The sequence below is a fragment of the Salinicola endophyticus genome (assembly GCF_040536835.1).
In the GTDB taxonomy this organism is placed as follows: Bacteria; Pseudomonadota; Gammaproteobacteria; order Pseudomonadales; family Halomonadaceae; genus Salinicola; species Salinicola endophyticus_A.
Genome location: NZ_CP159578.1, coordinates 1,413,422 through 1,439,174, shown reverse-complemented (window position 1 = coordinate 1,439,174; position 25,753 = coordinate 1,413,422). Strand labels below are relative to the sequence as shown.

The window sequence follows — 25,753 nt, the reverse complement described above, 5'->3', positions numbered from 1 at the left end:
TGTGCCCCTGACAACGCCCCCGCAACCCGATAACCGCGATGGCCATGCCCGCCGTGTCGGGGTGGAGATCGAGTTCGCCGGCATCGCCCCGCTGGCCGCCGCGCGCCTGGTCGAGGCGACCTTCGGCGGCACGCTCAAGCATGACAGCGCCCATCGCCTGCGGGTCGCCGACACGCCCTGGGGCACCTTCAATATCGAGCTCGACAGCCAGTACGTGCATCCGGATGCCACCCTGCTGGCACGCGCCCGCTCGCACAATGGCCAGCCGCCGGGGATCGGCGAGCACCTGCGGGTCAGCCTGCACTCGCGCACCCGCGAATGGCTGGGCGACATGGTCGCCGGGCTGGTGCCCACCGAGATCGTCTGCCCGCCGCTGCCATGGCACGCCCTGGCCGAGCTCGACGCGCTGTTCGACGCCCTGCGCAGCCACGGCGCCGAGGGCACCGATGCCAGTCTGATCTACGCCTTCGGCCTGCATCTCAATCCGGAGATTCCGGCGCCCGAGGTAGAGAGCGTGCTCGCCCATCTGCGCGCCTATCTGATCCTGGCCGAGTGGCTGCGCGATCAGATCGAGGTCGACCTCACCCGAGACATGCTGCCGCACACCCGGCCCTTCTCCGAGACCTACGCAAGCCAGGTGCTCGACCCCGACTACCAGCCGACGCTGGCGCAGCTGATCGACGACTACCTGGCGGCCAACCCCACCCGCAACCGTGAGCTCGACATGCTGCCGCTGTTCGCCTGGTTGGCCCCGGACCACCCCAGCCCGCTGCTGCAGGAGGGTCTGGTCAAGCCGCGCCCGACCTATCACTACCGGCTGCCCAACGCCTCGCTCTCCGATCCTGACTGGGGCGCCAGCCTGGAGTGGAACCGCTGGGTCGAGGTCGAGCGCCTGGCCGCCGACCCGGTGCTCCTGGCCGAGCGCTGCACGGCCTACCGCGAGCACCTGGCGCAGCCCACCCTGAGCCGCTGGCTCGATTCGCTGCAGCGCTGGATGCGCTCCTGATGGCGAGCGAGAAACCCACCCGGCGGCCGCTGATCGGCATCACCACCTCGGACCACAAGAGCCGCATGGCGTGGTGGTGCGACTGGGTTTCGGTATGGCGCGCCGGCGGGCTGCCGCTGCGGGTGTCGCCGGCGCGCCCGCTGCGGCGCGAGCTGGATGGCCTGATCATCGGCGGCGGTGACGATATCGGCGCCCATCGCTACGGCGGCGAGATGCAGCTCGACGTGCGCATCGACCCCGCCCGCGACGAGCTGGAACTCGACCTGCTCGCCAGCTGCCTGCCACGCGGGCTGCCGATTCTGGGCATCTGCCGCGGTGCACAGATGATCAATATCCATCTCGGCGGCAGCCTGATCGGCGATATCCAGTCCACCTACCGGCATATCCGCAATCGACGCACGGTACTGCCGCGCAAGCGCGTGGAGATCGCCCCCTACAGCCGTCTGGCCGAGATCCTCAACCGCCGCTACTGCCAGGTGAACAGCCTCCACCACCAGGCGGTGGATCGCCCCGGCGAAGGGCTCAAGGTGGTGGCGCGGGATCGCAACGAGCTGGTCCAGGCGATCGAGAGCGAGCATCACGCCTTCCTGATCGGGGTCCAGTGGCACCCGGAGCTGATGCTCTTCAGTCGCTCTCAGCAGCGCCTGATCCGCGCCCTGGTGCAGGCGGCGGGGAGCACGCGGGAAAACGCTACAGCCAGCGCTGCTCGGCGGTGAAGGCGACGGTGAACCAGCGCTGCTCGGCGGGCACGCTGAGCCCGGCGGCGATCTCGGCACGAATCTCGTCGCACAAGGCGATGCCGCCATCGCGGGCGAACTCGGGGGTGGTCAGGATATGCACCTCGATGGTGTGCACGCGCCCGCTCTTGGCCACGTAGCTGTCGAACGCCAGCAGCCCCTCACGACGCATCACCGGCGCCATCGCCGCGCGCACCTCGCTGTCGAGCTGCGACGGCGCCACCATCAGTACCTCGCGCATGGCGCGATAGACGATCCGCAGCGGGATCGGCACGAACACCAGGGTCAACAGCATCACCAGGGTGGCGTCGACGTAGGGGATCCAGCCGGCATAGCGCGTGCCCTCCATTGCCCAGGCGAGCAGAAAGGCGAGCAGCAGCGCACTGGTGATGAGACCCGCCATCAGCCAGTTCTGCAGATCGATCCGCACGAACTCCGAGCGCGCGCGGCGGTTGAGCCGGCGCTCATAGAAGAACAGCGTGAAGCAGATCAGGCTCACCGCCACGGCGTAGCCCAGCGCCAGCCCCAGCTGCGGCTCGCTGCCGCCCTGGAGCCAGGTGCCGAGAGCGTTGAGAAAGGCGTAGAAGCACAGCAGCACCAGCACCGCGCCGTTGAACGCCGCGGCCATCGGCTCCAGATGCCAGTAGCCGAGCTGGAAGCGCTGGGTCGACTCGCGCATCACCAGCCGCGTCACCGTCAGCGCCAGCATCGACATCGCCGCATCGATCGACGAGAAGACGCCGTCGAACAGGATCGCCTCCGACCCCGAGATCAGGCCCAGCGTCACGCCCAGGGCCGAGACCACCAGGGTGGCGGCGATGGAGAGGGTCAGAATGCGCTGTTCCAGGGTCGCGGGCATCGCCCTGCTCCGGCTGACGCGCCCCAGGAAGCGGGGCGCGAAGATCTCAGGAGGGCATCACCGACAACCGGCGGCCACCTGGTGCCCACAGCAGGAACAGCCCGATCAGCACGCCGAGCAGCGCCAGCGCGGCGATATAGTAGGCCGGCGCCGCCGGGTGCGAGATCATCAGGGTCGAGACCACCACCGGGGTGAAGCCGCCGAAGATGGCGTAGGCGACGTTGTAGGAGAACGACAGCCCCGAGAAGCGCACCGCCGCCGGGAACGACTTCACCGCGATGGTCGGGACCACACCGACGATCCCCACGCCGAAGCCAGCCAGGCAGTAGCTCCACAGCAGCTGGCTCGGGTCCTGCGGTACGCTGTGCATCATCACCCAGTAGGCGACGCCCAGCAGCAGGCTCCACAGGATCAGGGTCACCCCGCTGCCCAGACGGTCGGCGCACCAGCCGGCGGCGATGCTGCCGAACACGGTGCAGACGATGGCCCAGACGTTGGCATAGGACGCATCGATGGCGTAGAGGCTCTTGAGCATGCTCGGGGTGAGCAGCAGGACCACCACCACTGCACCGGTGAGGATCCAGGTCACGCCCATCGACAGCACCACGCTGTCGAGGTGGCTGGCGAGCACGCGCTTCACCGGCAGCCCATCAGAGAGCGCTTTCTTGGCGCGCATCTCGGCGAACACCGGGGTCTCTTCTAGGTAGCGGCGCAGATAGACCGCGAGGAAACCGAACACCCCACCGATCAGAAACGGCACTCGCCAGCCGTAGGCGCTCATCTCCTCGGCGCTGTAGTAGGACTTGAAGAAGGCCGAGATGATCGAGCCGATCAGGATGCCGGCGACCAGCCCCGAGGCCAGGGTACCGCAGGCCAGACCGACGTCCTTGCGCGAGACGTGCTCGGTGACGAAGACCCACGCCCCCGGCACCTCGCCGCCCACCGCCGCGCCCTGCAGGATGCGCATCAATACCAGCAGCAGCGGCGCGGCGTAGCCGATCGTCGCATAGGTGGGCAGGCAGCCGATCAGCAGCGTGGGCACCGACATCAGAAAGATCGACAGCGTGAACATCCGCTTGCGCCCCAGCAGGTCGCCGAAGTGCGCCATGATGATGCCGCCCAGCGGCCGCGCCAGATAGCCGGCAGCGAAGATGCCGTAGGTCTGCACCATGCGCAGCCACTCCGGCATCTCCGGCGGGAAGAACAGCGCCCCGATGACCGTGGCGAAGTAGACGAAGATGATGAAGTCGTAGAACTCCAGCGCGCCGCCGAGGGCGGACAGCGACAGAACCTTGATGTCTCCGCGAGACAGGGGGCGCGACGGCGCCGCGTCGTACTGAGGAAGAGTGGCCATGGCTATTGTCTTGTGTCGTGGGGCATCTGAAGGAACCACTGCATAAATGCCTGCACGAGCGAATGGCTGCGTTGCGCGGTACTCGAAAGCTCTCCTAACCCCATGTTATGTCTCGCTTTCTGTGTTCCGGGCGCCTTGCTCTTCATCTCGTTCGGCGATTTATTCAGCGTTTCCTGAATCACGTGTGTCCTGTTCCCTCCCGCGCCCCGGAGGCCGGCGCAGCATGCCGGGCGGCAGACGCGGAGGTAAGCACGTTAACAGAGTCGACACACGCCGTCATGGCCCAGCGCACGGCACCTGACCGGGTGCGGAAAGCAGCGAGCCGGCCCCGAAGGCCGGCTCGCTGTGTTCAGCGCGAGGCGCTTCAGCTCTCGAGCTTGGCGTCCAGCGAGATCTTGGCGTTGAGCAGCTTGGAGATCGGGCAGCCCTCCTTGGCCTTCTGCGCAGCGCTGTCGAAGGTCGCCTGATCGGCACCGGGGATCTTGGCCACGGTCTTCAACTCGACCGCTGTGATGGTGAAGCCGCTGTCGTTCTGCTCCATGATCACGGTGGCTTCGGTCTTGATGCTTTCAGGCTCGATACCCTCTTCGCCCAGCATCATCGACAGCGCCATCGAGAAGCAGCTGGCGTGGGCGGAAGCCACCAGCTCTTCCGGATTGGTACCGGGCTGACCCTCGAAGCGAGTGTTGAAACCGTAAGGATTCTCGTTGAGAGCACCGCTCTGGGTGGATACCACACCCTTGCCTTTCTTGAGGCTGCCCTTCCACTCGGCGGAACCGGATTTCTTGATCGTCATCATCGTCTCCATGGGTCGTGTGAAGCGTACAGCGGTCGCCCGCATCCATCCGTGGGGATGGCTCGCCAGTCAGTGTAGACCATCGGCTCGAAGGCTAATCAAACTTAGGGTCTTTTTGATTCTCAACTCTCGAGCGCAGCGATCGCCGCGTCATAGTCCGGCTCGTGCTTGATCTCGCCGACCAGCTCAGCGTGGATCACCCGATCCTCTTCGTCGAGTACCACCACCGCCCGCGCGCACAGCCCGGCCATGGGGCCGCTGTCCAGAGACACGCCGTAGAGCTGGCGGAATTCGGGATGGCGGAAGCAGGAGAGCGTACTGACATCGTCGAGCCCTTCCGCCCCGCAGAAGCGCACCTGGGCGAACGGCAGGTCCGCCGACACCACCAGCACCACGGTATTGTCGAGCTGGCTGGCGCGCTCGTTGAACTTGCGCGCCGACATCGCACAGGTCTTGGTGTCGATGCTGGGGATGATGTTGAGCACCTTGCGCTTGCCGGCGTAGTCGTCGAGCTGGACGTCCTTGAGCTCGGCATCGGTCAGCGTGAACGGCGGTGCCTTGTCGCCCTTCTCGAGAAAACGGCCACTCACCTCGACGGGTTCACCGCCACGGGTAACGGTCTGCATGGTATCGCTCCTTGGAGAGCCCCGAAGGGGCCCAGTGACAACATCTGACGGCGGAATGCCAGGCTGCGCGGCATCTCCGCTCGGATCAGCCCCAGAATAGCCCCGACACGGCCTGGCAGCCATCGGCCCGGATACCGGACGCAGACGATGGGCTCGCGTCACTCGACGCTACGCGCGGCCAACCCGGCCGCCAGCGCCGCCGAGCCGGGCTCGCGCAGCCGCGCCATGTTGCGCTCGGGGATACCCTCGGGGTCGGCGTGGTTGGCGATCGCCCGTTCGAGCTCGGCCTCACGCAGAATATGCAGCATCGGCCAGGGAGAGCGGTTGGTCGCATTGGCGGGATCGTCCGCCGCCACGCCATCGAACACATAGTCCGGGTGGAAGCTGGCCAACTGATAGATGCCGACATAGCCCAGCTCCTCCATCAGCCGCTCGGCCAGCTCGAGCCAGTCCAGATAGGCGTCGAAATCGTCCATGCCCGCCGGCGCGATCAGCAGAGTGGTGGCGATATCGGCGTGGGCATCGAGATGCCGGCACTCGGCCACCAGCTCGTGAAGCAGCCCTTCCAGGTCGCTGGCCTCGGCGAGGACGTAGCGAATGCTGTCCCGGCGCATCTCGCGCCCGGCAAAGGGACAGATATCGTGGGCCACGACGAAGGATTCGACCCAGGCCCGGGTCTGACGGAGCGAAGAGGGTTCGATGGAAGTTCTCCTGAAAGCAGTAGACGATGGCCGATGCCGGGTTTGCGAAACCCGCGAGTGGCGACCAGCATAACAGCAACGCCTAAACCAAAAGGGAGTCTTGCATGCCCCGGCAGAGACCACGGATCGAATTTCCCGCCAGCGGCGACGCCCCGGCGCTGGCCTTGCCGGCCATCGGCCAGGGAACCTGGTACATGGGCGAGAATCGGGTACCTCGCCGGCAGGAGGTGGCGGCGTTGCAGCACGGCCTGGACCTGGGGCTCGAACTGATCGATACGGCAGAGATGTATGCTGACGGCGGCGCCGAAGAGGTCGTCGGCGAGGCGCTGCGCGGTCGCCGCGACGACGCCTTCGTAGTCTCCAAGGTCTACCCCTGGAACGCCGGTCGCGACAGCGCCATCGCCGCCTGCGAAGGCAGCCTTGCGCGGCTGGGGATCGAGACGCTCGATCTCTATCTGCTGCACTGGCCCGGCGGCATCCCGCTGGACGAGACCTTCGAGGCGTTCGAGCGACTGCGCGATCAAGGCAAGATCCGCCGCTTCGGCGTCTCCAACTTCGATGCGGGTAACCTCAGAGCCATGGAAGCCCTGCCGGCCGCCGCCGATTGCGCGACCGACCAGGTGCTCTATCACCTCGGCTCCCGCGGCATCGAGGTCGATGTCCTGCCGTGGATGCAGGACCACCATCTGCCGGTGATGGCCTACTGCCCGCTGGCCCAAGGCGGCCGGCTGCGGGCCAAGCTGCTCTCCTCGACGGTGGTCAACGAGATCGCCGACAAGCATGGCGCCAGCGCCGCCCAGATTCTGCTGGCTTGGGCCATCCGCCCCGCCTGCTCTCAGCACGAGCGGCCGAGGCCGGTGGTCGCCATTCCCAAGGCGTCGACTCTGGCGCACGTCGACGCCAACGCCGCCGCCCTCGACATCGACCTCGACGCCGATGACCTCACCCGGCTCGACAACGCCTTTCCGGCGCCTCGGGAGCCGGTATCTTTGGATATCGTCTAGGCAGCCAGGCAATGCCCAGCGCACAGGCAATACGCCACAGCGCGGCTACAGCGACAGCTGCCCGCTGACCGCCACTTCGCCCTTTCTCGATGCCAGCCGATCCGCCAGCCGGGTCGGCTCCGGCAGCTTGGTGCGCCCCAGGCAGCGCACCACCCAGTCGACCGCGGTGGAGAGGCCGAGACGGTGCCCCGGTGACACGAACAGCGGTTTCACCCCCTCCCGCGAGCGCAGCACCGCGCCGATGGTGACCCGGCCGCGCGCATCCACGGCGACATCGGCGGGGTCCTCGTCACGCCGCCGGTCGGTCAGCGGCGTCCACTCGCCCTTGCCCGGCGGCACCTCGCCGAACTGGCCGCACAGCCGGCTCTTGCCCACGCCGATGGTCGGCAGATCGAGCCACAGCCCCAGATGCGAGGCGATGCCCAGACGCCGCGGATGCGCGATGCCCTGGCCGTCGACCATGATCAGATCCGGGCGCTGGGACAGCCGCTCGAAGGCCCCCAGCGCCGCGGGTATCTCGCGAAACGACAGCAGCCCCGGCACGTAGGGCATGCGCGTCGGCTCGCGGTGCACCACCTGCTCCACCAGGGTGAGCGAGGGCCACTCGAGCAGCACCAGCGCGGCGCGGGTGGTCTCCCCGCCATCTTCGAAGCCGATGTCCATGCCGGCGATCAGGCCCACCTCGCCCAGCGCATCCTCGCGCCTGACGCCGGGTGCCAGCCGCTTCTGCAGGGCGATCGCCGCCTCCGGAGTCAGATTCCAGTCATGTAGTGCCATCGCCGTCTTGCCCTCCCGTGCTGTCGACGTCCAGAAGCCTAGTCACGGCGTCCACGTCTCTCCAATGCAGCGCAAGTTAGATCTTTCCCATGGCCGCTCTTTTCCTCCGCCGATCTTCTCCGAGGCGGTCGTCGCGTTACACTTGGCATCGCTTTTTCCGCTTCACCCTCTCAGAGGGTGTTTTCAAAATGTCTGCGCTCGACAATACGGCGTTGAAATCGACCTAAAAATGCTCATTTACCCCGTGTAAACTCCGCTTTTTCGGCCGATTTCGCCTTGTCTTGCCTTCGCTCGCCGAATTTGTAAACACCCTCTCCGACGTCACAAGGCGCCACATCGTGAAATTTTTCCACACCGCCGACTGGCATCTGGGCCAGTCCTTCCATGGCCAGGAGCGCCATGTCGAACAGCGCGCCTTCCTCGACTGGCTGCTGGCGGCACTCGCCGAGCGCCAGCCCGACGCGCTGCTGATCGCCGGTGACATCTTCGATGTGGTCAATCCCTCGCTGCGGGCCCAGGAGCTGCTCTACGACTTCATCGTCGCCGCCCACGCCGCGCTGCCCGCGCTGACCGTGGTGATGATCGCCGGCAATCACGACAGCGGTTCGCGCATCGAACTGCCGGCGCCGCTGATGAAGCGCCTCAAGACCCATGCCCTGGGGCGGGTGCACTGGCTCGAGGATGGCAGCCTCGACAGCGACCACCTGCTGGTGCCGCTGCCCGACGCCACCGGGGAGATTCGCGCCTGGTGCCTGGCGCTGCCCTTCCTGCGCCCGGCCGAGGTCACCGGCGGCGACGTCGACGACTACCGCGAGGGCATCGCCCGCGTCCACCGCGAGCTGGTAGAAGCCGCCGAAGCCCGCCGCGAACCCGGCCAGGCGCTGGTGGCGATGAGTCACGCCCACCTGCAGGGCGCCGCCGTCTCCGAAGCCAGCGAACGGCCGATCGTGATCGGCGGCGAGGAAGCGATCTCCGCCGCGCTCTTTCCGCCCTCGATCGCCTATGTGGCGCTGGGCCATCTGCACCGGCCACAGCAGGTGGGCGAGCCGCGCATCCGCTACAGCGGTTCGCCGCTGCCGCTGGACTTCAGCGAGAGCCACTACCCCCACCAGGTACTCGAAGTGACGTTGAACGGGGCCGAGCTCGACGCCGTCGAAAGCCTGCCGATACCCCGCCACGTGGCCCTCGAGAGGGTCGGCCCGGGTAGTGTGGAGGCGGTCGAGGCCGAGCTTTTGGCGTGGCAGCCCGAGCCCAGCTCGCAAGACACGCTGCCGCGCGAGCGCTGGCCGTGGCTGGAGGTACGCGTGGCGCTCGACACGCCGCAGCCCGATCTGCGCGCCCGGATCGAGGCGGCGATCGCCGACAAGCCGCTGCGGCTGCTGCGCATTCACAGCCACTATCCCAATGCCGGGAAAGACCCCGCAGAGCACGTCGCGATCGATCTCGACAGCCTCACCCCGCAGGAGATCTTCGCCCGCCGCTGGCAGGCGGAGTATGGCGAGACGCCGCCGGAAGCGGTGGCAAAGGATTTCGCCACCCTGGTGCAGGAAGTCCAGGACGCGGAGGGTGAGGCATGAAGATACTCGCCATCCGCCTGGAAAACCTGGCTTCGCTGGCCGGTCGCCACGAGCTCGATTTCACCGCGTCCCCCCTCGCCGACCAGGGGCTTTACGCCATCACCGGCCCCACCGGCGCCGGCAAGAGCACCCTGCTCGATGCCCTGTGTCTGGCGCTCTACGGCAGCACGCCGCGACTGCGCCAGGCACCGGTACGCGACTCTCAGGTCGCCGACGTGGGCCGCGACACCCTGACCACCGCCGATGCCCGCACCCTGCTGCGGCGCGGCTGCGCCAGCGGCTTCGCCGAGGTCGATTTCGTCGGCCGCGACGGCCGCCGCTACCGCGCCCGCTGGGGCGTACGCCGGGCCCGCGACAAGCCCGACGGCAGCCTGCAGAAGATCGAGCAGTCGCTCACCGATCTCGACGCCAATCAGCTGCTGACGGCGCAGAAGCGCGAATTCGACCGCCTGCTGCCAGAGCGCCTGGGGCTCAACTTCGACCAGTTCACCCGCGCCGTGCTGCTCGCCCAGAGCGAGTTCGCCGCCTTTCTCAAGGCAGACGACAATGCTCGCAGCGAGCTGCTGGAGCGGCTCACCGATACCCAGCACTACTCTGCCATCTCGCGCGCCGCCTTCCAGCGCGCACGCAGGGCCCGGGGCGCGCTGGAGGCGATCGAAGCGCGGCTCGCCGACGCCCTGCCGGCGGCCGCCGAGGCCCGCGCCGAGCTGGAGCAGGAGGCCACGACACAGCAGCAGGCCCTGGACGCCCTGCAGACCCGGCGCGAGCGGCTGCAGGCCGAGGGTACCGAACTCGAGCGCCAGGCCCGGCTGAGCGCCGACTGGCAGCAAGCCGAGACGACGCTGCAGGCGGCCGAGGCGGCGATCGCCGCCGCCCAGGAGGAGCGCCATACCCTCGCCCAGCTCGACGCCCTCGCCCCCTGGCGCGAATCGGTCCGCCAGCGCCGCAGCCTGGCCGAGACCTTGGCCCGGCGCGAACAGCAACTGACCGAAGCACGCGCCGCGCTCGAACGCTGCGACGGCGAACGCCGAACCCTCGCCCCCGAGCTGGAGGCGGCCAGCGCCGCCCGCGAGCGCACCGCCGCCGCGCTGCGCGACGCCCAGCCCGAGCTGACCCAGGCGCGCGAGCTCGAGAGCGAGCGCGCAAGGCTCCAGCAGCAGCGCGATCAGCAGCGCGCGGAGCAGACGCAGCTCACTGCCACCGCCGCCGAGGAAGCCCAGCGCCAGGCGCAGCTGCAGCAGCAGATGGCCGAGCAGGCGCAGCAGATCGAAGCACAGCGCCAGCATCTGGCCGCGCTGCTGGAGACCGCCACCGCACAGACCACCGCCGCCGACCTGCGCGCCGCCCTCAACCAGACGCGGGACAAGGCCCAGGCCCGTCTCGATGCCCTGGACGGCCTGACCCAGGCGTGGCGCGAGCGCCAACGCCTGGATCACGAACAGGCGACGCTGCAGCAGCAGCTCGCGCAGAGCCGCGAGCGGCTGACCCAGCTCGAACAGGCGGGCCAGCAGGCCAAGCGCGATCTCGCCGCCGCCGAGCAGCGCCACGCCCAGATCGGCGAACAGATCGAGAACGCCCGCGCCGCGCGCAGCGACGCGGTCGCGCGGCTGCGCCAGCAGCTACGTGAAGAGACGCCGTGCCCGGTATGTGGCGCCACCGACCACCCCTACCGCGAAACGCCGCCGGCGCATCCGGGAGAGGCACTGGTGGCCAGCATCGAGGCCCAGGAGCGCCAGCAGCTCGATCAGGAGACCCAGCGCGTGGCAGCCGCCCGCGAGCAGCATCAGGAGCTGAGCGTCGAGTGGCGCAGCTGCCGCCAGACGCTGCTGGCTGCCGAGCAGCTTCAGCAAGCGCTGGCGCCGGCCCGTGAGGCCGCAGCCAGTAACCTGGCCGACCACCCGCTGAGCGCCGAGTTGAGCGCCGCCGAGCAACCTGGCGAGTGGCTCGAGAACCAGCGCGAGCAGGCGCTGAGTGAGCGCCAGCAGGCCAGTGAGCGGCTGCAGCGGCTCGACACCATCGAGCGCACCCTCGACCCGCTCGAACGCCAGCGCCAGAGCCTGGCCCTGGAGTTGGGCAAGCGCGAGACACGCCAGGCCCTCGACCGGGCGCGTCTGGAGACACTCGCCGCCTCGCTGCCCGAGCTGGAGCAGGCGCTGACGCGTACGCATCAAACACTCGCCGTGGTGCTGGGCGAGCACGCCTCGGCCCAGGCCTGGCAGACCGCGCTGGAGGAGCAGCGCCAGCAGGCGCAGCAGCAGTGGGAGGCGCAACAGACGCAGTGGCAGACCCTGGAGAACACTCACACGCGGCTGACCCAGCAGATCGCCGATCTGGCCCAGCGCCAGCAGGAGGAGCAGACGACCCACGCCGAGCTCGACCGCGCCTGGCAGGCGTGGCGACGCACCCAGCCCGAGCTCGACGAGGCGCGGCTGGAAAACCTGCTGGGCTACACCGAGGCCGCGCATCGCCAGCTGCGCGAGGCCTGCGAACGGCGCGAGCGCGAGCGCGACGCGGCCCGGGTCGCGGTCGCGGAGCGCCGCCGCGCCCTGCTCGAGCAGCGCCGTCTGCTATTGCCCGAAGTGGCTGACGCCCAGTTGCTCGACGCCGAACACGCGCAAACGTTGAGCGCGCGCCTCGCCACCCAGCGTGAGGACTTGCAGACGCTGGAACGTGAGTGCCAGGACCAGCAGCAACGCCGCGACGACGCCCAGCAGCAGCTCGCCGAGGATGATCGCCGCCGCCGGGTACAGCAGGAGGGGGCGCGCCAGCGCGAGGCGGCGGCGCAGGAGGTGCAGCGCTGGGAGCGGATCAACGGCCTGATCGGCAGTGCCGATGGCAAGCGCTTCCGGCGTATCGCCCAGGCCTATAACCTCGATCATCTGTTGACCCACGCCAACCAGCATCTGCGCGCCCTGACGCCGCGCTACCGTGTGGCGCGCGGCGGCAGCGAACTGGGCATTCTGGTGATCGACGGCGACATGGCCGACGAGCGGCGCTCGGTGCACTCGCTCTCCGGCGGCGAGACCTTCCTGGTCTCGCTGGCGCTGGCGCTGGGGCTGGCCTCGATGGCCTCGCACCAGCTGGCGATCGAGTCGCTGTTCATCGACGAGGGCTTCGGCAGCCTCGACCCGGCGTCGCTGGCCCTGGCGATGGATGCCCTCGATGGCCTGCAGGCCCAGGGCCGCCGGGTCGGCGTGATCTCCCACGTGCAGGAGATGCACGAGCGCATACCGCTGCAGATCCGGGTCGAACCCAAGGGCAACGGGGCCAGCGAGGTGCGCGTGCAGCGCAACTGAGCGCGACGCTGACCGCGTTCGGCGCTCGCGGCCGTCGGGCGCGGCTCACACCTCGATCGCGGCGCGTGCCATGACCTGGGCGGCGGCACCGCGGGCGGCGGTGAAGGTGCTGTCCTCGATCACCTTCACCGGCACACGCTGCGACTGGCGCAGCAGATCGTTCTGGTGGGCATCGAAGTAAGCCAGCGCCGGTGCCACCAGCGGCGCGCCGAGGCGCATCAGCGAGCCGCCGAGAATCAGCATCGAGGGGTTGAGGGTGTGGTGCAGATTGAGCATCAAAAGCCCCAGCGCGCGCCCGGCCCGCGCCAGCGCCGCGCGGACCTCGGGCTCGTCGAGCCGTGCCAGCAGCGACGCGCTCAGGCTGGCATCGGCCGCCACGCCGAGGGATTCGCGCAGCATCCAGCCACTGACCAGGGTTTCGGCACAGCCGTGATTGCCACAGTGGCAGGGCGCCCCTTCCGCCACCAGCACGGTGTGGCCGATCTCCCCCACCAGCCCCTGGTGCCCCCGCGGAATCACCGGGAAGTGCTCGCCGCTGACCACCCCGCAGCCGATACCGCTACCCGCGCTGAGATAGGCGATCGACTCCGGCGGCGAGCCCTCGATGAAGTAGAACTCGCCGAAGGCGGCGGCGTTGGCCTCGTTGTCGAGCAGCCACACCCCCGCCGGCAAGTCGAGCTCGGCGCGTAGCAGCGCCAGGAAGTCGACATCGACCCAGCCCAGGTTGGGGGCAAGCCGCAGGATCGGCGCCTGCGGCGCCACCGGCCCCGGCAGCGCCACCCCGAGCCCCAGACAGGGCCGCGCCGCAATCGCCGGATCGCCGAGCAGCGACTCGATCAGCCGCGCCAGCACCGCCGCGGTCTCTTCCGGCGTGGTGGGCGAGACGTCCAGGCGCTGGCTGGCGAGCCGTTCGCCGAGGAGATTACAGGCCACCACGCGCAGCCCCTTCACCCCCACCTCGGCGCCGAGCATCACATGCTGCTCGCCGTCCAGATAGAGCGAACGCCCCGGGCGCCCGCCGCCGCGCGCGTGCAGCTCGCCCTCGCGCAGCCAGCCGCGCTCGCCGAGCACGTTGACCACACTGCCCACGGTGGCCTTGGTCAGCCCGGTACGCACGGCGATATCGGCACGCGACAGCCCCGGATAGCGGCGTACCGTGCTCAGGATCGTGCTGCGATTGAGGCTCTTCAGGTAGTTGAGGTCGCCGGCGGCATGGGGCGTGAAATGATTGGGCATGGGCAGCTCGGCACGGAAGGCAGTGCTGGGACTATATCAGAGCCACCGACAGCCGCACCCACCGCCAAGCCTGCGGCCTGCCACCCCTGATCCCCTCTTACCACCAATGGCCAATGGCCAGCCTTCGGCCCCCGGCGCATGCTGAGATCCATAATTAGTTAATGCTATTTACTAACCCTTCTCGAACTCGATCCTTTCTGAACAGCGAGCGTGCGATGTCCACAGCGATCTATCCCAGTCTCCAGGGCAAGCGTGTCGTCATTACCGGCGGCGGGTCCGGCATCGGTGAAGGGCTGGTGCGTGCCTTCGCCGCCCAGCGCGCCGAGGTGCACTTCCTCGACATCCTGGACGACGCCGAGGCGCTGGCCGCCGAGCTGGGCGACACGGTGCACTACCACCGCTGCGACCTCACCGAGCCGACGGCACTGGCCGCCACCCTGGAGGCGATCGGCGCGGTGGACGTGCTGGTCAACAACGCCGCCAACGACGACCGTCACCGGCTGGAGGACGTCACCCCCGAGTACTGGGACGAGCGCATGAACGTCAATCTACGCCATCTGGTGCTGGCGGCACGCGCGGTGGCGCCCGCCATGCGCCGCCAGGGCCGGGGGGCGATCGTCAATCTCGGCTCGATCAGCTGGCACCTGGGTCAGCCGGGCATGCTGCTCTACGAGACCGCCAAGGCTGGCATCGAAGGGCTGACCCGAGCGCTGGCGAGCGATCTGGGCAGCGACGGTATTCGTGTCAACTGCGTCATCCCCGGCAACGTCAAGACCCCGCGCCAGTCGCGCTGGTACACCCCCGAGGACGAAGCGCAGATCGTCGCCGAGCAGAAGCTCAAGCTGCGCATCCACCCGGAACACGTGGCGGCGATGGTGCTGTTCCTGGCCTCCGACGATGCCGCCGCCTGCACCGCCCACAATTATTGGGTCGACGCCGGCTGGCTGTGAGCGGCCCGGGCTCGCCCCATGATTCACGCCCGTATCCATACCGAGTGATACGCCTGGACACACGCCAACGGAGCTAGACAATGCCAACATCCAGCGCTTCGCAACATCCTTTCGTGGTCATGCTGATCTGCTGCGTCGCCGCCATCGGCGGCTTTTTGTTCGGATTCGACAGCGGGGTCATCAACGGCACCGTCGACGGCCTGCAGCAGGCGTTCCACTCGGAGAGTGTGGGCACCGGCTTCAACGTCGCCTCGATGCTGCTCGGCTGCGCCGTGGGGGCGTTCTTCGCCGGGCGCCTGGCCGACCGTTTCGGCCGGCGTACGCTGCTGATCGTCGCCGCGGTGCTGTTCCTGATCAGCGCCTGGGGCTCCGGCATCGCCGGGGGGTCGCTGGAGTTCGTCATCTATCGCGTGCTGGGCGGTCTGGCGGTGGGTGCCGCCAGCGTGATGTCGCCGGCCTATATCAGCGAGATCGCGCCCTCGCATCTGCGCGGCCGGCTGGCGACCATTCAGCAGGTGGCGATCATCGGCGGGCTGTTCTTCTCGTTTCTCAACAACTACGCCCTGGCCAATATCGCCGGCGGTTCGACCGCCCCGCTGTGGTTCGGCTTCGAGGCGTGGCGCTGCATGTTCTGGATGGAGCTGGTACCCGCCGGCATCTTCTTCGTGGCCCTGCTGTTCATCCCCGAGAGCCCGCGCTTTCTGGTCAGCGCGGGGCGTGAGGCCAAGGCCGAGCGGGTGCTGCGGCTGGTCTACGATGCCGCCACCACCGAGCGCCGCCTGGGCGAGATCCGCCAGTCGCTCTCCACCCGCCACCAGCCGCGCCTGTCGGACCTGATCAACCCCGCCACTGGCAAGCTGCTCAAGCTGGTGTGGGTGGGCATCGGGCTGGCGGTGTTCCAGCAGTTGGTGGGGATCAACGTGGTGTTCTACTACGGCGCCGTGCTGTGGCAGGCGGTAGGGTTCTCCGAGAATGACGCCCTGATGATCAACGTGATCAGCGGCGCCGTGAGTATCGCCGCCTGTCTGGTCACCATCGGCCTGATCGACCGCATCGGACGCAAGCCGCTGCTGTGGGCCGGCTCACTGGGGATGACGCTGACGCTGGCACTGCTGGTCTACGCCTTCTCCACCGCCGACATGGTCAACGGCAGCCTGGCGCTCTCCAGCGGCAACGGGGTGCTCGCGCTGATCGCCGCCAACGTCTACGTGTTCTGCTTCAACGTCTCCTGGGGCCCGGTGATGTGGGTCATGCTGGGCGAGATGTTCCCCAACCAAGTGCGCGGTTCGGGGCTGGCGATCGCCGGGCTGTTCCAGTGGGTGGCCAACTTCGCCATCACCATGACCTTCCCGATCATGCTCGCCTCGATCGGGCTGACCGGCGCCTACGGCTTCTACGCCCTGTGTGCGCTGATCTCGATCTTCTTCGTGGTGCGCTTCGTGCGCGAGACCAAGGGCCTGGAGCTCGAAGAGATGGTCTACGAGTAACACTCGACAAGCCCGCGCCGTCGCTCAAGACGGCGCGGGCTTGCGAGTTGCTCGGAAGGTGTCAGCCGCCCAGCTTGGCCGCCAGCTCGGCGACGTGCTTGCCCTGGAACCGGGCGATCGCCAGCTCGTTCTCGCTCGGGGTGCGACTGCCGTCGGCCCCCGCCAGGGTCGAAGCGCCATAGGGCGTGCCGCCGGTGATCTCGCTCATGTTGGTGAGCTCCTGGCAGGCGTAAGGCACGCCGACCACCACCATGCCGTGGTGCAGCAGCGTGGTGTGGATCGAGGTCAGCGTGGTCTCCTGACCGCCGTGCTGGGTCGCGGTGGAGACGAAGGCGCTGCCGATCTTGCCCACCAACTTGCCCTGTGCCCACAGGCCGCCGGTCATGTCCCAGAAGTTGCGCATCTGCGAGGCCATGTTGCCGAACCGGGTCGGCGTGCCGACGATGACCGCATCGTAGTCGGCCAGGGCATCAGGGCTTTCGATCAGCGGCGCATCCTGGTCGGTCTTGTAGCCCGACTGTTCGGCCACTTCCTCCGGGACCAGCTCGGACACCCGGCGCACGTCCACCTGGGTGCCGCCGACGCCGCCGGCACCTTCGGCGATCGCCTTGGCCAGCGTCTCGACATGGCCGTAGCTCGAGTAATAAAGCACCAGTACCTTGCTCATTGCACACTCCTTGCAGCGGGGGTAGCGCCGGCCGCGGCCGGCAAGTCGGGACCAATCCCGGTGAACACTGATGCAAGGCTAGTCCGCCTGCGGCGGTGGCGACACTGGCTTTTTTCGTGCGCGCGCGTCGATGCGATCGAATCGTCGGCGGCAACGGCACCTAGCTCAGCTATCGAAGAATACCCCGAGCACGTGGTCGAGGTGCGCCGCCATCGCCGCGCGTGCGGCCTCGGCGTCGCGCGCTTCGATCGCAGCGAGGATACGGCTGTGATCCTGCTGCGAGCGGCGCGGCATGTCGGTGGACATGAACAGCGCCTGCAGCCGCCGGAACATCACCCCGTACTGATGGCCGAGCAGATGCTTGAGCAGCATGGCGTAGGCGGCGTTGCCCGAGGCCTCGGCGATGCGGATATGCATCAGCCGATCGCCGACCATGTTATTACCACCGTGGCGGTTGTCCTCGACGTTGCGCTGATAGGCCGCGCGGATCGCCTCGAGATCGTCGTCGCTGGCGTTGAGCGCCGCCAGTGCCGCGGTCTCCGGCTCGATGAAGCGGCGCGCCTCGAGCAGCGCGAAGGGCGGAATCTCCTGATCCAGATCGAGCTCGATCTCGCTTTCGAATTCGGGGTCGATCGCCCACGGCTCCTGGCGGCTGGCGATATGCATTACCGGTGCTTCGACCGGCGCCGCGCGCTCCAGCACCAGCACGCCGTGGCCGACGCGGACCTCGACCTGCCCCACCACTTCCAGCGCGATCAACGCCTCGCGCACCGAGGCGCGGCTGACCCCGAGCTGCTGGGCCAGATCGCGCTCCGGCGGCAGCAGCGAGCCCGGCGGGAACTCGCCCTGGCGGATCAGCGCCAGCAGCTGATCGGCGATCTGGCGATAGAGCCGCTGGGCGCGAATGGTCTGAATCGGCATCCCTGGATCTCCTTTGCATGACGGCTTCCGGGTCGCCGGCAGTACAGCTTAGACATAAGTCGCAGACTGCCACGCAATACCGGGCGCTGGCGCTGCCTATTAGACGTTTGGCGGTTTGCGGTCGCCTCGCGCTTAGGATAATACTCGGCCCAATGGTCAGGCCTTTAGACATTAGAAGCGAAAACCCACCTCTCGACAACGCCCCCAGGAGCCACGCCATGCGCCTTGCCCACAAGACCGCTCTGATCACCGCCGCCGGCCAGGGCATCGGCCGCGCCACCGTCGAGCGCTTTCTGGCCGAGGGCGCGCGGGTGATCGCCACCGATATCGATGCGGCCAAGCTCGACGGGCTCGAGGCCGCCGAGTGCCATGCGCTGGACGTCACCGATGCCGACGCGGTGAGCCGCCTGATCGGCTCTCTGGGCGCGCTGGACATCGTCTTCAACTGCGCGGGTACGGTGCCTGCAGGCTCGATTCTCGAGTGCGACGACGCCCAGTGGGCACAGGCCCAGCGGCTCAACGTCGACTCGATGTTCTACACCTTGCGCGCCGCCCTGCCGGCGATGCTGGACAACGGCGGCGGCAGCATCATCAACATGGCATCGCTCGCTTCCAGCACCAAGGGCGTGGTCAACCGCTTCGCCTACGGCACCACCAAAGCCGCGGTGATCGGGCTGACCAAGTCGATCGCCGCCGACTTCATGACCCGCGGCATCCGCTGCAACGCCATCTGCCCCGGTACCGTGGACTCCCCCTCGCTACGCGAACGGGTCGCCGAGCAGGCGCGCCAGCAGGGGCGCAGCGCCGAGGAGGTGTTCGCCGAGTTCGTCGCGCGCCAGCCCATGGGCCGGTTGGGCCGGGTGGAGGAGATCGCCGCGCTGGCGACCTGGCTGGCCAGTGACGAAGCCGGTTTCATTACCGGGACGGTGCAAATGATCGATGGCGGCTGGTCCAACTAGGGAGACACAGGATAAATGGCTGCGCAGGTGAATCGCGGCGTTACGCGGTGCGCGGAATCCTCACCTATACCCCATAGGCTCCGGTTCCTGTGCTCCGGGCGCCTTGCGCTTCACTCTGCTCGCCTGTTTATCCAGCGCCTCCTGGGTCCTGAAAAAGCTTCCGTCTCAACGTCACTCGATCACTTCGTACCCAAATTCAACCAACGCTTTCCTCAAAGGAGTCTTCATGAAACTGCTACGCCACGGCCCCAAGGGTCAGGAAAAACCGGGAATCGTCGACGCCGACGGTCGCGTGCGCGATCTCTCCGGCGAGATCGATGACATCGCCGGCGAGGTGCTCAGCGCCGCCGGCCTGGCCAAGCTCGCGGCACTCGACCTGAGCCGCCTGCCCGAGGTCGCCGCCGACACCCGCCTGGGCCCCTGCGTCGGCCGCGTGGGCAAGTTCATCTGCATCGGCCTCAACTACTCCGACCACGCCGCCGAGACCGGTGCCGAGGTGCCCGCCGAGCCGGTGGTGTTCAACAAGTGGACCAGCGCCATCTGCGGCCCCAACGACGACGTCGAGATCCCCCGCGACTCGACCAAGACCGACTGGGAGGTCGAGCTCGGCGTGGTGATCGGCACCGGCGGGCGCTACATCGAAGAAGCCGACGCCATGGATCATGTCGCCGGCTTCTGCGTGATCAACGACGTCTCCGAGCGCGAGTTCCAGCTCGAGCGCAGCGGCACCTGGGACAAGGGCAAGGGCTGCGACACCTTCGGCCCGCTCGGCCCCTGGCTGGTGACCCGCGAAGAGATCGCCGACCCCCACGATCTGAATCTGTGGCTGGAGGTCGACGGCCAGCGCTACCAGGACGGCTCGACCCGCACCATGGTGTTCCAGATCCCGCATCTGGTCGCCTATCTGAGCCGCTTCATGAGCCTGCAACCGGGCGACGTGATCTCCACCGGCACGCCCCCGGGCGTGGGCATGGGTCAGAACCCGAAGGTATTCCTCAAGCCGGGCCAGACCATGCGTCTGGGCATCGAGGGGCTGGGCGAACAGCGCCAGCGCTGTATCGAGAGCTGAGCGCCCAGCGACGCCGCGCCGCCTTCCTGAGTCTGGAAGGCGGCCTGTGCACCAATTGGCCTGACCTTTAGGCCGATATATCTCATTCGCCAGGAGAATCTACATGCAAGTCGTGGTCTGTTCACGCCCCGGCGAGATGGCGCTGGTCGAGCGCCCGACGCCCCCGCTGGCGCCAGGCGAGGCGCGGGTCGCCATTCGCCGTATCGGTATCTGCGGCACCGATATCCACGCCTTCGGCGGCAATCAGCCCTACTTCGAGTACCCCCGCGTACTCGGCCACGAGCTGGCCGGCGAGGTGGTCGCGGTGGCCGAAGATGTCGACCCGGCGTTGGTCGGCCACGCGGTCTACGTCATTCCCTATCTGCACTGCGGCGAGTGCCGCGCCTGCCGCCAGGGCCGTACCAACTGCTGCCAGGCGCTTCAGGTGATCGGCGTGCATCGCGACGGCGGCATGGCGCAGACGCTCAACGTACCCGCCAGCCATCTGGTGGCGGTGCCCACACTCTCGGCCGAGGCGCTGGCACTGGTCGAGTGCCAGGCCATTGGCGCCCACGCGGTGCGCCGCGCCCAGGTCGCCGCCGACGAGCTGGTGGTGGTGGTCGGCGCCGGGCCGATCGGTATCGGTGTGCTGCAGGTGGCCAAGAGCTGCGGCGCGCGGGTGGCGATGATCGATACCAACCGCGACCGCCTGGCGCTGTGCCGCGACGCGCTGGGCGCCGATGCGACCTGGCACGCCGACGACGACGTGGTGGCCAGGATCGAGGCGCTCAACGATGGCGCCCTGGCCGATGTGGTGTTCGACGCCACCGGCAACCCGGCGGCGATGAATCGTGGCTTCGACTTCGCCGGCCACGGCGGACGCTATGTGCTGGTCAGCGTGGTCAAGGCCGAGATCCGCTTCAGCGACCCGGACTTCCACAAGAAGGAGCTGACCCTGCTCGGCAGCCGCAACGCCACGCGGGAGGATTTCGAGCACGTGACCCAGCTGATGGCCGAAGGCCGGCTACAGACCGCCCCGCTGATCACCCACCGTGCGACGCTGACCGCGCTGCCCGAGCGGATGCCGGTCTGGTGCGCCCCCGGCAGCGGGGTGCTCAAGGCAATGGTGACGCTGGACGACGCAGAGGCCGAAGCATGAGCAAGACGACCATCGCCAGCGACGCCCCGGCGCGTCAGAGCCTGCGCATCCACCCCGGCGACAACGTCGCGGTGGCGCTGACCGACCTGCCCGCCGGGCGCGAGGTGAGGGTGGGAGAGACGCGCCTCACCCTGGCCGATACCGTGCGAGCCAAGCACAAGTTCGCGCTCACCGACCTCGCCTCTGGTGATCTCGTCACCATGTACGGCGTCACCGTGGGGCGCGCCACCCGGCCGATCCCCCGCGGTGGCGCGATCACCACCGATAACCTGGCCCACGCCACCGCCAGCGGCGACGCCCGCCCCGGCTCGCGGGACTGGACGCCGCCGGATGTCTCGCGCTTCGCCCAGGCCACCTTCGACGGCTTCCACCGTGCCGACGGCAGTGTGGGTACCGCTAACGTCTGGCTGGTGATCCCGCTGGTGTTCTGCGAGAACCGCAACGTCGAGGTGCTGCGTCAGTGCGTCGCCGAGGCCCTGGGCGACGACCCCTACCGTGACTACAAGCGCCTGGCCCGGAGCCTGCTCGAGGGCACCGAGATACCGCCGGTGGGCAGCGAACAGAGCGCCACACCGCGGCGCTTCCCCAATGTCGACGGCGTGCGCTTTCTCACCCACAGCCTCGGCTGCGGCGGCACCGACGACGACGCCGAAGCGCTGTGCCAGCTGCTCGCCGGCTACGTCTGCCATCCCAACGTGGCCGGAGCGACGGTGCTCAGTCTGGGCTGCCAGAAGGCGCAGATTCGCATGCTCAAGGCGGCGGTCGCCGCCCGCGACCCGCAGGGGACGAAGCGCGTCGACTACTTCGACCAGCAGGCCTCGCCCAGCGAGGAGCGTCTGATCCGCGACACCCTGACCTCGATCTTCGACGGCCTCGCCAGCGCCGACCGCGTGAAGCGCCAGCCCGCCCCCCTCGACAAGCTGGTGCTGGGGCTGGAGTGCGGCGGCTCCGACGGCTTCTCCGGGCTCTCCGCCAATCCGCTGGTGGGTGCGGTGGTCGACCGCCTGGTGGCACTGGGCGGCAGCGGCATGCTCAGCGAGTTCCCCGAACTGTGCGGGGTCGAGCACGAGCTCACCGCGCGCTGCACGAGCGAAGCCGTGGCGGCACGCTTCGCCGAGCTGATGAGCGCCTACCAGCGTCACGCCGCGGCGGTGGGCGCCGACTTCTCGATGAATCCCTCGCCGGGCAATATCCGCGACGGCCTGATCACCGACGCGATGAAGTCCGCCGGCGCGGCCAAGAAAGGCGGCGACGCGCCGGTGGTCGATGTACTCGACTACACCGAGCTCCACCGCCGCCCGGGTCTGAGCCTGCTGTGCACGCCGGGCAACGACGTCGAGTCGACCACCGCCCTGGCCGCCTCCGGGGCCAATCTGATCCTCTTCACCACCGGGCTCGGCACGCCCACTGGCAACCCGGTGGCACCGGTGCTCAAGATCGCCAGCAACAGCGCGCTGGCGCAGCGCATGCAGGACATCATCGATTTCGACGCCGGCCCTATCGTGAGCGGCGAGCGCACCATCGACGAACTCGCCGAGGCGCTGTTGACGCTGTGTCTGGAGGTCGCCTCCGGGCGCCATGTCACCCGGGCCCAGCGCCTCTCCCAGCACGACTTCATTCCCTGGAAGCGCGGGGTGTCACTATGAGCCATAGCGCCATGCGTTCCCCCACGGAGGCTCTCGACAGCGATGCCAGCATCGTTCAGTTCGGCACCGGACGCTTTCTGCTCGCCCACGTCGACGCCCTGGTCTCGGAGTCGCTGGCCAGCGGAGCCAGCTCGCGCCGCCTGCTGGTGGTGCAGTCCTCGCCGCGCGAAGAGGGCAAGCGCAAGGCGCGCCTGCTCGCCGCCCAGCAGCGCTATCCGCTGCGCATCCGCGGCCGCCGCGACGGCGTGGAGATCGACCGCGAGCAGACCGTCGACAGCATCGACGCCTGCGTCATCGCCGCCGAGCGGTGGCAGGCACTGACCCGGCATGTCGTCGAGCACGCCGAGATCATCGTCTCCAACACCGCCGACGACGGTTTCGAGGTCGGCGCCGATTCGAGCCTGAATCCGCTGCCGACGAGCTATCCCGGCAAGCTGACCCAACTGCTGCGGGCCCGCTTCGATGCTGGCCGCGACGGGCTGACGCTCTTGCCCTGCGAGCTGATCGAGCACAACGCCCAGGAGCTGCTGGCCCGGGTGATCCGGCTGGCGCGACACGACGGTCACCCCGAGGCCTTCATCGACTGGCTCCAGACCCGCTGCGTATGGGCCGACACCCTGGTCGACCGCATTGTCTCGGCGCCACTGGAGCCGCTGGGGGCGATCGCCGAACCCTATGCGCTGTGGGCCATCGCCCGCCGCCCGGGGCTGACGCTGCCCTGCGTGCATGCCGACGTCGAGGTCGTCGACGACCTGCGCCCGGCGATGCTGCGCAAGCTGCACATTCTCAACCTCGCCCACAGCGTGCTGGTCCACCACTGGCAGCGGCTGGGTCAGCCGGTGGCGACGGTGCGCGAGGCGATGCAGCGCGACGAACTGAGCGAGCCGCTGCGCGCGCTGCTCGACGACGAGGTGCTGCCGACGCTGGCCGCCGAGCTGCCGCTCGACGAGCTCGAACGCTACCGCGACGTCACCCTGGAGCGCTTCGCCAACCCCTTCCTCGACCACCGCCTGGCGGACATCGCCCAGCACCATGCGACCAAGCTGGAGCGCCGCGTGCGTCCGGTGGTGGAACGCGCTGAGCGCCAAGGGCGTCAGGTGCCGGGGCTCATCGACGCACTCGGCGGGGCGAGCTAGCGCCTATCACCTAGCACCTGGCGCCTGGCGGCTCTGACGCCGTCCGTGCACGAAAGAGCACGCCCGAACGATCTCGCACGAACGATCACGAACGATCACGACAAGATCCACAACGAACAGCTCAACGACACAAGGAAACACCCATGACAATGCAGCGCTGGCTCCGTTTCACCGCCTCCCTCTCCCTCGCCGGTCTGAGCGCCCTGGCGCTCACCGGGCCGGCCCAGGCCGCCACCGAGATCCGTGTCGCCTACGGCAACCAGCCGGGCGAGCCGGTCGACGTGGCGGTCAAGGCATGGGCCAAGGAGGTCGAGAAGGCAAGCCATGGCGAGTTGACGCTGAAGGCGTTTCCCGCCAGCCAGCTCGGCGGCGAAACCGAAGTGATGGAGCAGGCACGCTTCGGCTCGCCGCTGATCACGATCACCGCCTACTCCAACTTCATGAGCTCGGTGCCCGATCTTTCGGTGCTGGACGCGCCCTATCTGGCCAAGGACTTCGACAGCAAGCTCAAGGTGTTCGACTCAGCCTGGTTCGCCGAGCAGGAGAAGAAGGTCGAGGGCGCCGGCTATCACATCGTGATCCCCAACACCGTCTACGGCGTGCGCCAGCTGCTCTCCCGCGACCCGGTGGCGACCCCGGCGGATCTCTCGGGGGTCAAGATCCGAGTCCAGAACTCGCCGATGTACGTCGCCGCGATCAAGGCGATGGGCGCTGTGCCCACGCCGATGTCGCTGGGCGATGTCTATCCGGCGCTGGCCCAGGGCCTGGTGGATGGCGTCGAGAACCCGCTGCCGGTGCTCTATGGCGGCAAGTTCTATGAAGTGGTCAAGAACCTCAACCTCACCTCGCACATGCACACCGTCGCCCCCTTCGTCACCGGCGAGGCGTTCTGGCAGCAGCTGAGCCCGGAGGACCAGAAGATCCTCACCGAGACCGGTCAGGCGATGGCCGCCAACCTGCGCACCCTGGTCGAGAAAGAGACCGACAAGTCGCTTCAGCAGCTCAAGGATGCCGGCGTCCAGGTCAACGAGGTGGATATCGCCCCCTTCCGCGAGCGCGCCCAGGAGGAGATTCCCAAGGCGTTCCCGCAGTGGAGTGAGGGGCTTTATCAGAAGGTCAGCAACATCATCAACGACTAGTATCGATGCCTGCGCGAGCGAATCGCGGCGTTGCGCGGGGCTCGAAGCTCTCGCCTAACACCCCGATCGCGTCGACACCCTGGCATGACAGCGCTCCCGCTCGACATCGCGCGGGAGCGCCATGGAGTTGAACATGCAAACGCTTTTCAAGGCGCTCGACCGCCTGATGCGGCTCGATGAGGTCATCGCCAGCCTGGCGCTGTTCGGGCTGTTCGTGGTCGCCATCGCCAACGTCTTCATGCGCTATCTGTTCTCGTCTCCGCTGGCGTGGAGCGAGGAGATCCTGCAGCTCTTGATGGTGTGGGCGACCTTTCTCGGCGCCAGCGCGCTGGTGAGACGCAACGAGCACGTGCTGATCGGCCTGCTGGGGGACAAGCTGCCACCCCGCCTGCGCCGCTGGAATACCCGACTCTTCAATGTCGGCATCGTCATGCTGTGTGCCCTGGCGATGCTCTACTGGGGGCTGGAACTGCTGCCCTTCTCGCGTTTCCGCAGCACGCCGATGCTGCAGATCCCCTACACCTGGATCCATGTCGCCATCCCCATCAGCGCCGCCATGATGCTCTACCACGGGCTGGTGCGGCTGATCACCGATGACCGTGGCGTGGCGTCAGCGGACGCGACCGCCGACGTCTTGAACACCGACGTCTTGCACATCAAGGAGTGATATCG

The 25,753-nt window shown here is 68.1% G+C and carries 23 protein-coding genes; 14 read left to right on the top strand and 9 right to left on the bottom strand.

Annotated features, from left to right (window positions below; translation table 11 throughout):
• Window position 1: 1 nt before the first annotated feature.
• Both ABV408_RS06495 and ABV408_RS06490 read left to right on the top strand, forming a co-directional pair.
• Window positions 2-1,006 (top strand): amidoligase family protein, encoded by a 1,005-nt coding sequence (locus ABV408_RS06495; RefSeq protein ID WP_353981636.1) that lies wholly within the window; start codon window positions 2-4, stop codon window positions 1,004-1,006.
• Window positions 1,006-1,722, top strand: coding sequence for a type 1 glutamine amidotransferase (locus tag ABV408_RS06490; protein ID WP_353981635.1), 717 nt, complete (start codon window positions 1,006-1,008; stop codon window positions 1,720-1,722). The genes ABV408_RS06495 and ABV408_RS06490 overlap by 1 nt, the downstream gene beginning before the upstream one ends.
• Here ABV408_RS06490 and ABV408_RS06485 read toward each other — a convergent pair.
• The 5 genes from ABV408_RS06485 to ABV408_RS06465 form a co-directional block, all read right to left on the bottom strand.
• Window positions 1,697-2,602: a cation transporter gene (locus ABV408_RS06485; RefSeq protein WP_353981634.1), complete on the bottom strand. Its 906-nt coding sequence runs from the start codon at window positions 2,600-2,602 to the stop codon at window positions 1,697-1,699. The two genes, ABV408_RS06490 and ABV408_RS06485, sit on opposite strands and share 26 nt — an antisense overlap.
• A gap of 46 nt (window positions 2,603-2,648) precedes the next feature.
• A complete protein-coding gene (locus tag ABV408_RS06480; protein WP_035476561.1) occupies window positions 2,649-3,956 on the bottom strand; it encodes an MFS transporter in 1,308 nt (435 codons plus the stop codon).
• Window positions 3,957-4,320: 364 nt separating this feature from the next.
• Window positions 4,321-4,752 (bottom strand): OsmC family protein, encoded by a 432-nt coding sequence (locus ABV408_RS06475; RefSeq protein ID WP_353981633.1) that lies wholly within the window; start codon window positions 4,750-4,752, stop codon window positions 4,321-4,323.
• A 122-nt stretch (window positions 4,753-4,874) separates the two neighbouring features.
• Complete coding sequence (gene tpx / locus ABV408_RS06470) at window positions 4,875-5,378, bottom strand: thiol peroxidase (RefSeq protein WP_035476555.1); 504 nt, start codon at window positions 5,376-5,378, stop codon at window positions 4,875-4,877.
• 158 nt (window positions 5,379-5,536) lie between these two features.
• Window positions 5,537-6,028, bottom strand: coding sequence for a DUF1415 domain-containing protein (locus ABV408_RS06465; protein WP_353981632.1), 492 nt, complete (start codon window positions 6,026-6,028; stop codon window positions 5,537-5,539).
• A 155-nt stretch (window positions 6,029-6,183) separates the two neighbouring features.
• Between ABV408_RS06465 and ABV408_RS06460 the strand changes: the two genes are divergently transcribed.
• A complete protein-coding gene (locus ABV408_RS06460; protein ID WP_353981631.1) occupies window positions 6,184-7,083 on the top strand; it encodes an aldo/keto reductase in 900 nt (299 codons plus the stop codon).
• 45 nt (window positions 7,084-7,128) lie between these two features.
• On the opposite strand, the gene nfi is transcribed toward ABV408_RS06460, so the two are convergent.
• Window positions 7,129-7,860 (bottom strand): deoxyribonuclease V, encoded by a 732-nt coding sequence (nfi, locus tag ABV408_RS06455; protein WP_353981630.1) that lies wholly within the window; start codon window positions 7,858-7,860, stop codon window positions 7,129-7,131.
• A gap of 338 nt (window positions 7,861-8,198) precedes the next feature.
• Here nfi and ABV408_RS06450 point away from each other — a divergent pair, with 338 nt between their 5' ends.
• On the top strand, window positions 8,199-9,437 hold the full coding sequence (locus ABV408_RS06450; RefSeq protein WP_353981629.1) for an exonuclease SbcCD subunit D C-terminal domain-containing protein: 1,239 nt from the start codon (window positions 8,199-8,201) through the stop codon (window positions 9,435-9,437).
• The gene (locus ABV408_RS06445; protein WP_353981628.1) at window positions 9,434-12,733 is read left to right on the top strand and encodes an AAA family ATPase; all 3,300 of its coding nucleotides are present in this window, start codon (window positions 9,434-9,436) and stop codon (window positions 12,731-12,733) included. Before ABV408_RS06450 ends, ABV408_RS06445 begins: the two co-directional genes overlap by 4 nt.
• 45 nt (window positions 12,734-12,778) lie before the next feature.
• Here the strand turns inward: ABV408_RS06445 and ABV408_RS06440 are convergent, their stop codons facing one another.
• Complete coding sequence (locus tag ABV408_RS06440) at window positions 12,779-13,969, bottom strand: ROK family transcriptional regulator (RefSeq protein ID WP_353981627.1); 1,191 nt, start codon at window positions 13,967-13,969, stop codon at window positions 12,779-12,781.
• A gap of 215 nt (window positions 13,970-14,184) precedes the next feature.
• Here ABV408_RS06440 and ABV408_RS06435 point away from each other — a divergent pair, with 215 nt between their 5' ends.
• Complete coding sequence (locus ABV408_RS06435) at window positions 14,185-14,919, top strand: SDR family oxidoreductase (protein WP_353981626.1); 735 nt, start codon at window positions 14,185-14,187, stop codon at window positions 14,917-14,919.
• 80 nt (window positions 14,920-14,999) lie between these two features.
• Window positions 15,000-16,406, top strand: coding sequence for a sugar porter family MFS transporter (locus tag ABV408_RS06430; RefSeq protein WP_353981625.1), 1,407 nt, complete (start codon window positions 15,000-15,002; stop codon window positions 16,404-16,406).
• 61 nt (window positions 16,407-16,467) lie between these two features.
• Here the strand turns inward: ABV408_RS06430 and wrbA are convergent, their stop codons facing one another.
• Together wrbA and ABV408_RS06420 are read right to left on the bottom strand one after the other, a co-directional pair.
• On the bottom strand, window positions 16,468-17,073 hold the full coding sequence (wrbA, locus tag ABV408_RS06425) for an NAD(P)H:quinone oxidoreductase (protein ID WP_353981624.1): 606 nt from the start codon (window positions 17,071-17,073) through the stop codon (window positions 16,468-16,470).
• A 165-nt stretch (window positions 17,074-17,238) separates the two neighbouring features.
• Complete coding sequence (locus tag ABV408_RS06420) at window positions 17,239-17,994, bottom strand: FadR/GntR family transcriptional regulator (protein WP_353981623.1); 756 nt, start codon at window positions 17,992-17,994, stop codon at window positions 17,239-17,241.
• Window positions 17,995-18,212: 218 nt separating this feature from the next.
• Here ABV408_RS06420 and ABV408_RS06415 point away from each other — a divergent pair, with 218 nt between their 5' ends.
• From ABV408_RS06415 to ABV408_RS06385, 7 genes are all read left to right on the top strand, one after another.
• Window positions 18,213-18,953 (top strand): SDR family oxidoreductase, encoded by a 741-nt coding sequence (locus ABV408_RS06415; RefSeq protein WP_353981622.1) that lies wholly within the window; start codon window positions 18,213-18,215, stop codon window positions 18,951-18,953.
• A gap of 226 nt (window positions 18,954-19,179) precedes the next feature.
• Entirely contained in the window at window positions 19,180-20,022 is an 843-nt protein-coding gene (locus ABV408_RS06410) for a fumarylacetoacetate hydrolase family protein (RefSeq protein ID WP_353981621.1), read from the top strand.
• Between the two features lie 103 nt (window positions 20,023-20,125).
• A complete protein-coding gene (locus ABV408_RS06405; RefSeq protein ID WP_353981620.1) occupies window positions 20,126-21,160 on the top strand; it encodes a zinc-binding alcohol dehydrogenase family protein in 1,035 nt (344 codons plus the stop codon).
• Window positions 21,157-22,806, top strand: a complete 1,650-nt coding sequence (locus ABV408_RS06400; RefSeq protein WP_353981619.1) for an altronate dehydratase family protein — start codon at window positions 21,157-21,159, stop codon at window positions 22,804-22,806. Before ABV408_RS06405 ends, ABV408_RS06400 begins: the two co-directional genes overlap by 4 nt.
• 11 nt (window positions 22,807-22,817) lie before the next feature.
• Entirely contained in the window at window positions 22,818-23,942 is a 1,125-nt protein-coding gene (locus tag ABV408_RS06395) for a mannitol dehydrogenase (protein WP_353981618.1), read from the top strand.
• Between the two features lie 143 nt (window positions 23,943-24,085).
• Entirely contained in the window at window positions 24,086-25,081 is a 996-nt protein-coding gene (locus ABV408_RS06390; RefSeq protein ID WP_353981617.1) for a C4-dicarboxylate TRAP transporter substrate-binding protein, read from the top strand.
• 133 nt (window positions 25,082-25,214) lie between these two features.
• Window positions 25,215-25,748, top strand: coding sequence for a TRAP transporter small permease (locus ABV408_RS06385; RefSeq protein ID WP_353981616.1), 534 nt, complete (start codon window positions 25,215-25,217; stop codon window positions 25,746-25,748).
• Window positions 25,749-25,753 lie beyond the last annotated feature (5 nt).

What these genes read in the sequence shown, in the direction of transcription:
- ABV408_RS06480 (WP_035476561.1), bottom strand. Translation starts at nt 3,956, where the DNA reads ATGGCCACTCTTCCTCAGTACGACGCGGCGCCGTCGCGCCCCCTGTCT.
- ABV408_RS06420 (WP_353981623.1), bottom strand. Translation starts at nt 17,994, where the DNA reads ATGCCGATTCAGACCATTCGCGCCCAGCGGCTCTATCGCCAGATCGCC.
- ABV408_RS06400 (WP_353981619.1), top strand. Translation starts at nt 21,157, where the DNA reads ATGAGCAAGACGACCATCGCCAGCGACGCCCCGGCGCGTCAGAGCCTG.
- ABV408_RS06395 (WP_353981618.1), top strand. Translation starts at nt 22,818, where the DNA reads ATGCGTTCCCCCACGGAGGCTCTCGACAGCGATGCCAGCATCGTTCAG.
- ABV408_RS06440 (WP_353981627.1), bottom strand. Translation starts at nt 13,969, where the DNA reads ATGCCCAATCATTTCACGCCCCATGCCGCCGGCGACCTCAACTACCTG.
- ABV408_RS06385 (WP_353981616.1), top strand. Translation starts at nt 25,215, where the DNA reads ATGCAAACGCTTTTCAAGGCGCTCGACCGCCTGATGCGGCTCGATGAG.
- ABV408_RS06485 (WP_353981634.1), bottom strand. Translation starts at nt 2,602, where the DNA reads ATGCCCGCGACCCTGGAACAGCGCATTCTGACCCTCTCCATCGCCGCC.
- ABV408_RS06435 (WP_353981626.1), top strand. Translation starts at nt 14,185, where the DNA reads ATGTCCACAGCGATCTATCCCAGTCTCCAGGGCAAGCGTGTCGTCATT.
- tpx (WP_035476555.1), bottom strand. Translation starts at nt 5,378, where the DNA reads ATGCAGACCGTTACCCGTGGCGGTGAACCCGTCGAGGTGAGTGGCCGT.
- ABV408_RS06415 (WP_353981622.1), top strand. Translation starts at nt 18,213, where the DNA reads ATGCGCCTTGCCCACAAGACCGCTCTGATCACCGCCGCCGGCCAGGGC.
- ABV408_RS06460 (WP_353981631.1), top strand. Translation starts at nt 6,184, where the DNA reads ATGCCCCGGCAGAGACCACGGATCGAATTTCCCGCCAGCGGCGACGCC.
- ABV408_RS06490 (WP_353981635.1), top strand. Translation starts at nt 1,006, where the DNA reads ATGGCGAGCGAGAAACCCACCCGGCGGCCGCTGATCGGCATCACCACC.
- ABV408_RS06390 (WP_353981617.1), top strand. Translation starts at nt 24,086, where the DNA reads ATGACAATGCAGCGCTGGCTCCGTTTCACCGCCTCCCTCTCCCTCGCC.
- ABV408_RS06405 (WP_353981620.1), top strand. Translation starts at nt 20,126, where the DNA reads ATGCAAGTCGTGGTCTGTTCACGCCCCGGCGAGATGGCGCTGGTCGAG.
- ABV408_RS06445 (WP_353981628.1), top strand. Translation starts at nt 9,434, where the DNA reads ATGAAGATACTCGCCATCCGCCTGGAAAACCTGGCTTCGCTGGCCGGT.
- ABV408_RS06430 (WP_353981625.1), top strand. Translation starts at nt 15,000, where the DNA reads ATGCCAACATCCAGCGCTTCGCAACATCCTTTCGTGGTCATGCTGATC.
- wrbA (WP_353981624.1), bottom strand. Translation starts at nt 17,073, where the DNA reads ATGAGCAAGGTACTGGTGCTTTATTACTCGAGCTACGGCCATGTCGAG.
- nfi (WP_353981630.1), bottom strand. Translation starts at nt 7,860, where the DNA reads ATGGCACTACATGACTGGAATCTGACTCCGGAGGCGGCGATCGCCCTG.
- ABV408_RS06410 (WP_353981621.1), top strand. Translation starts at nt 19,180, where the DNA reads ATGAAACTGCTACGCCACGGCCCCAAGGGTCAGGAAAAACCGGGAATC.
- ABV408_RS06475 (WP_353981633.1), bottom strand. Translation starts at nt 4,752, where the DNA reads ATGACGATCAAGAAATCCGGTTCCGCCGAGTGGAAGGGCAGCCTCAAG.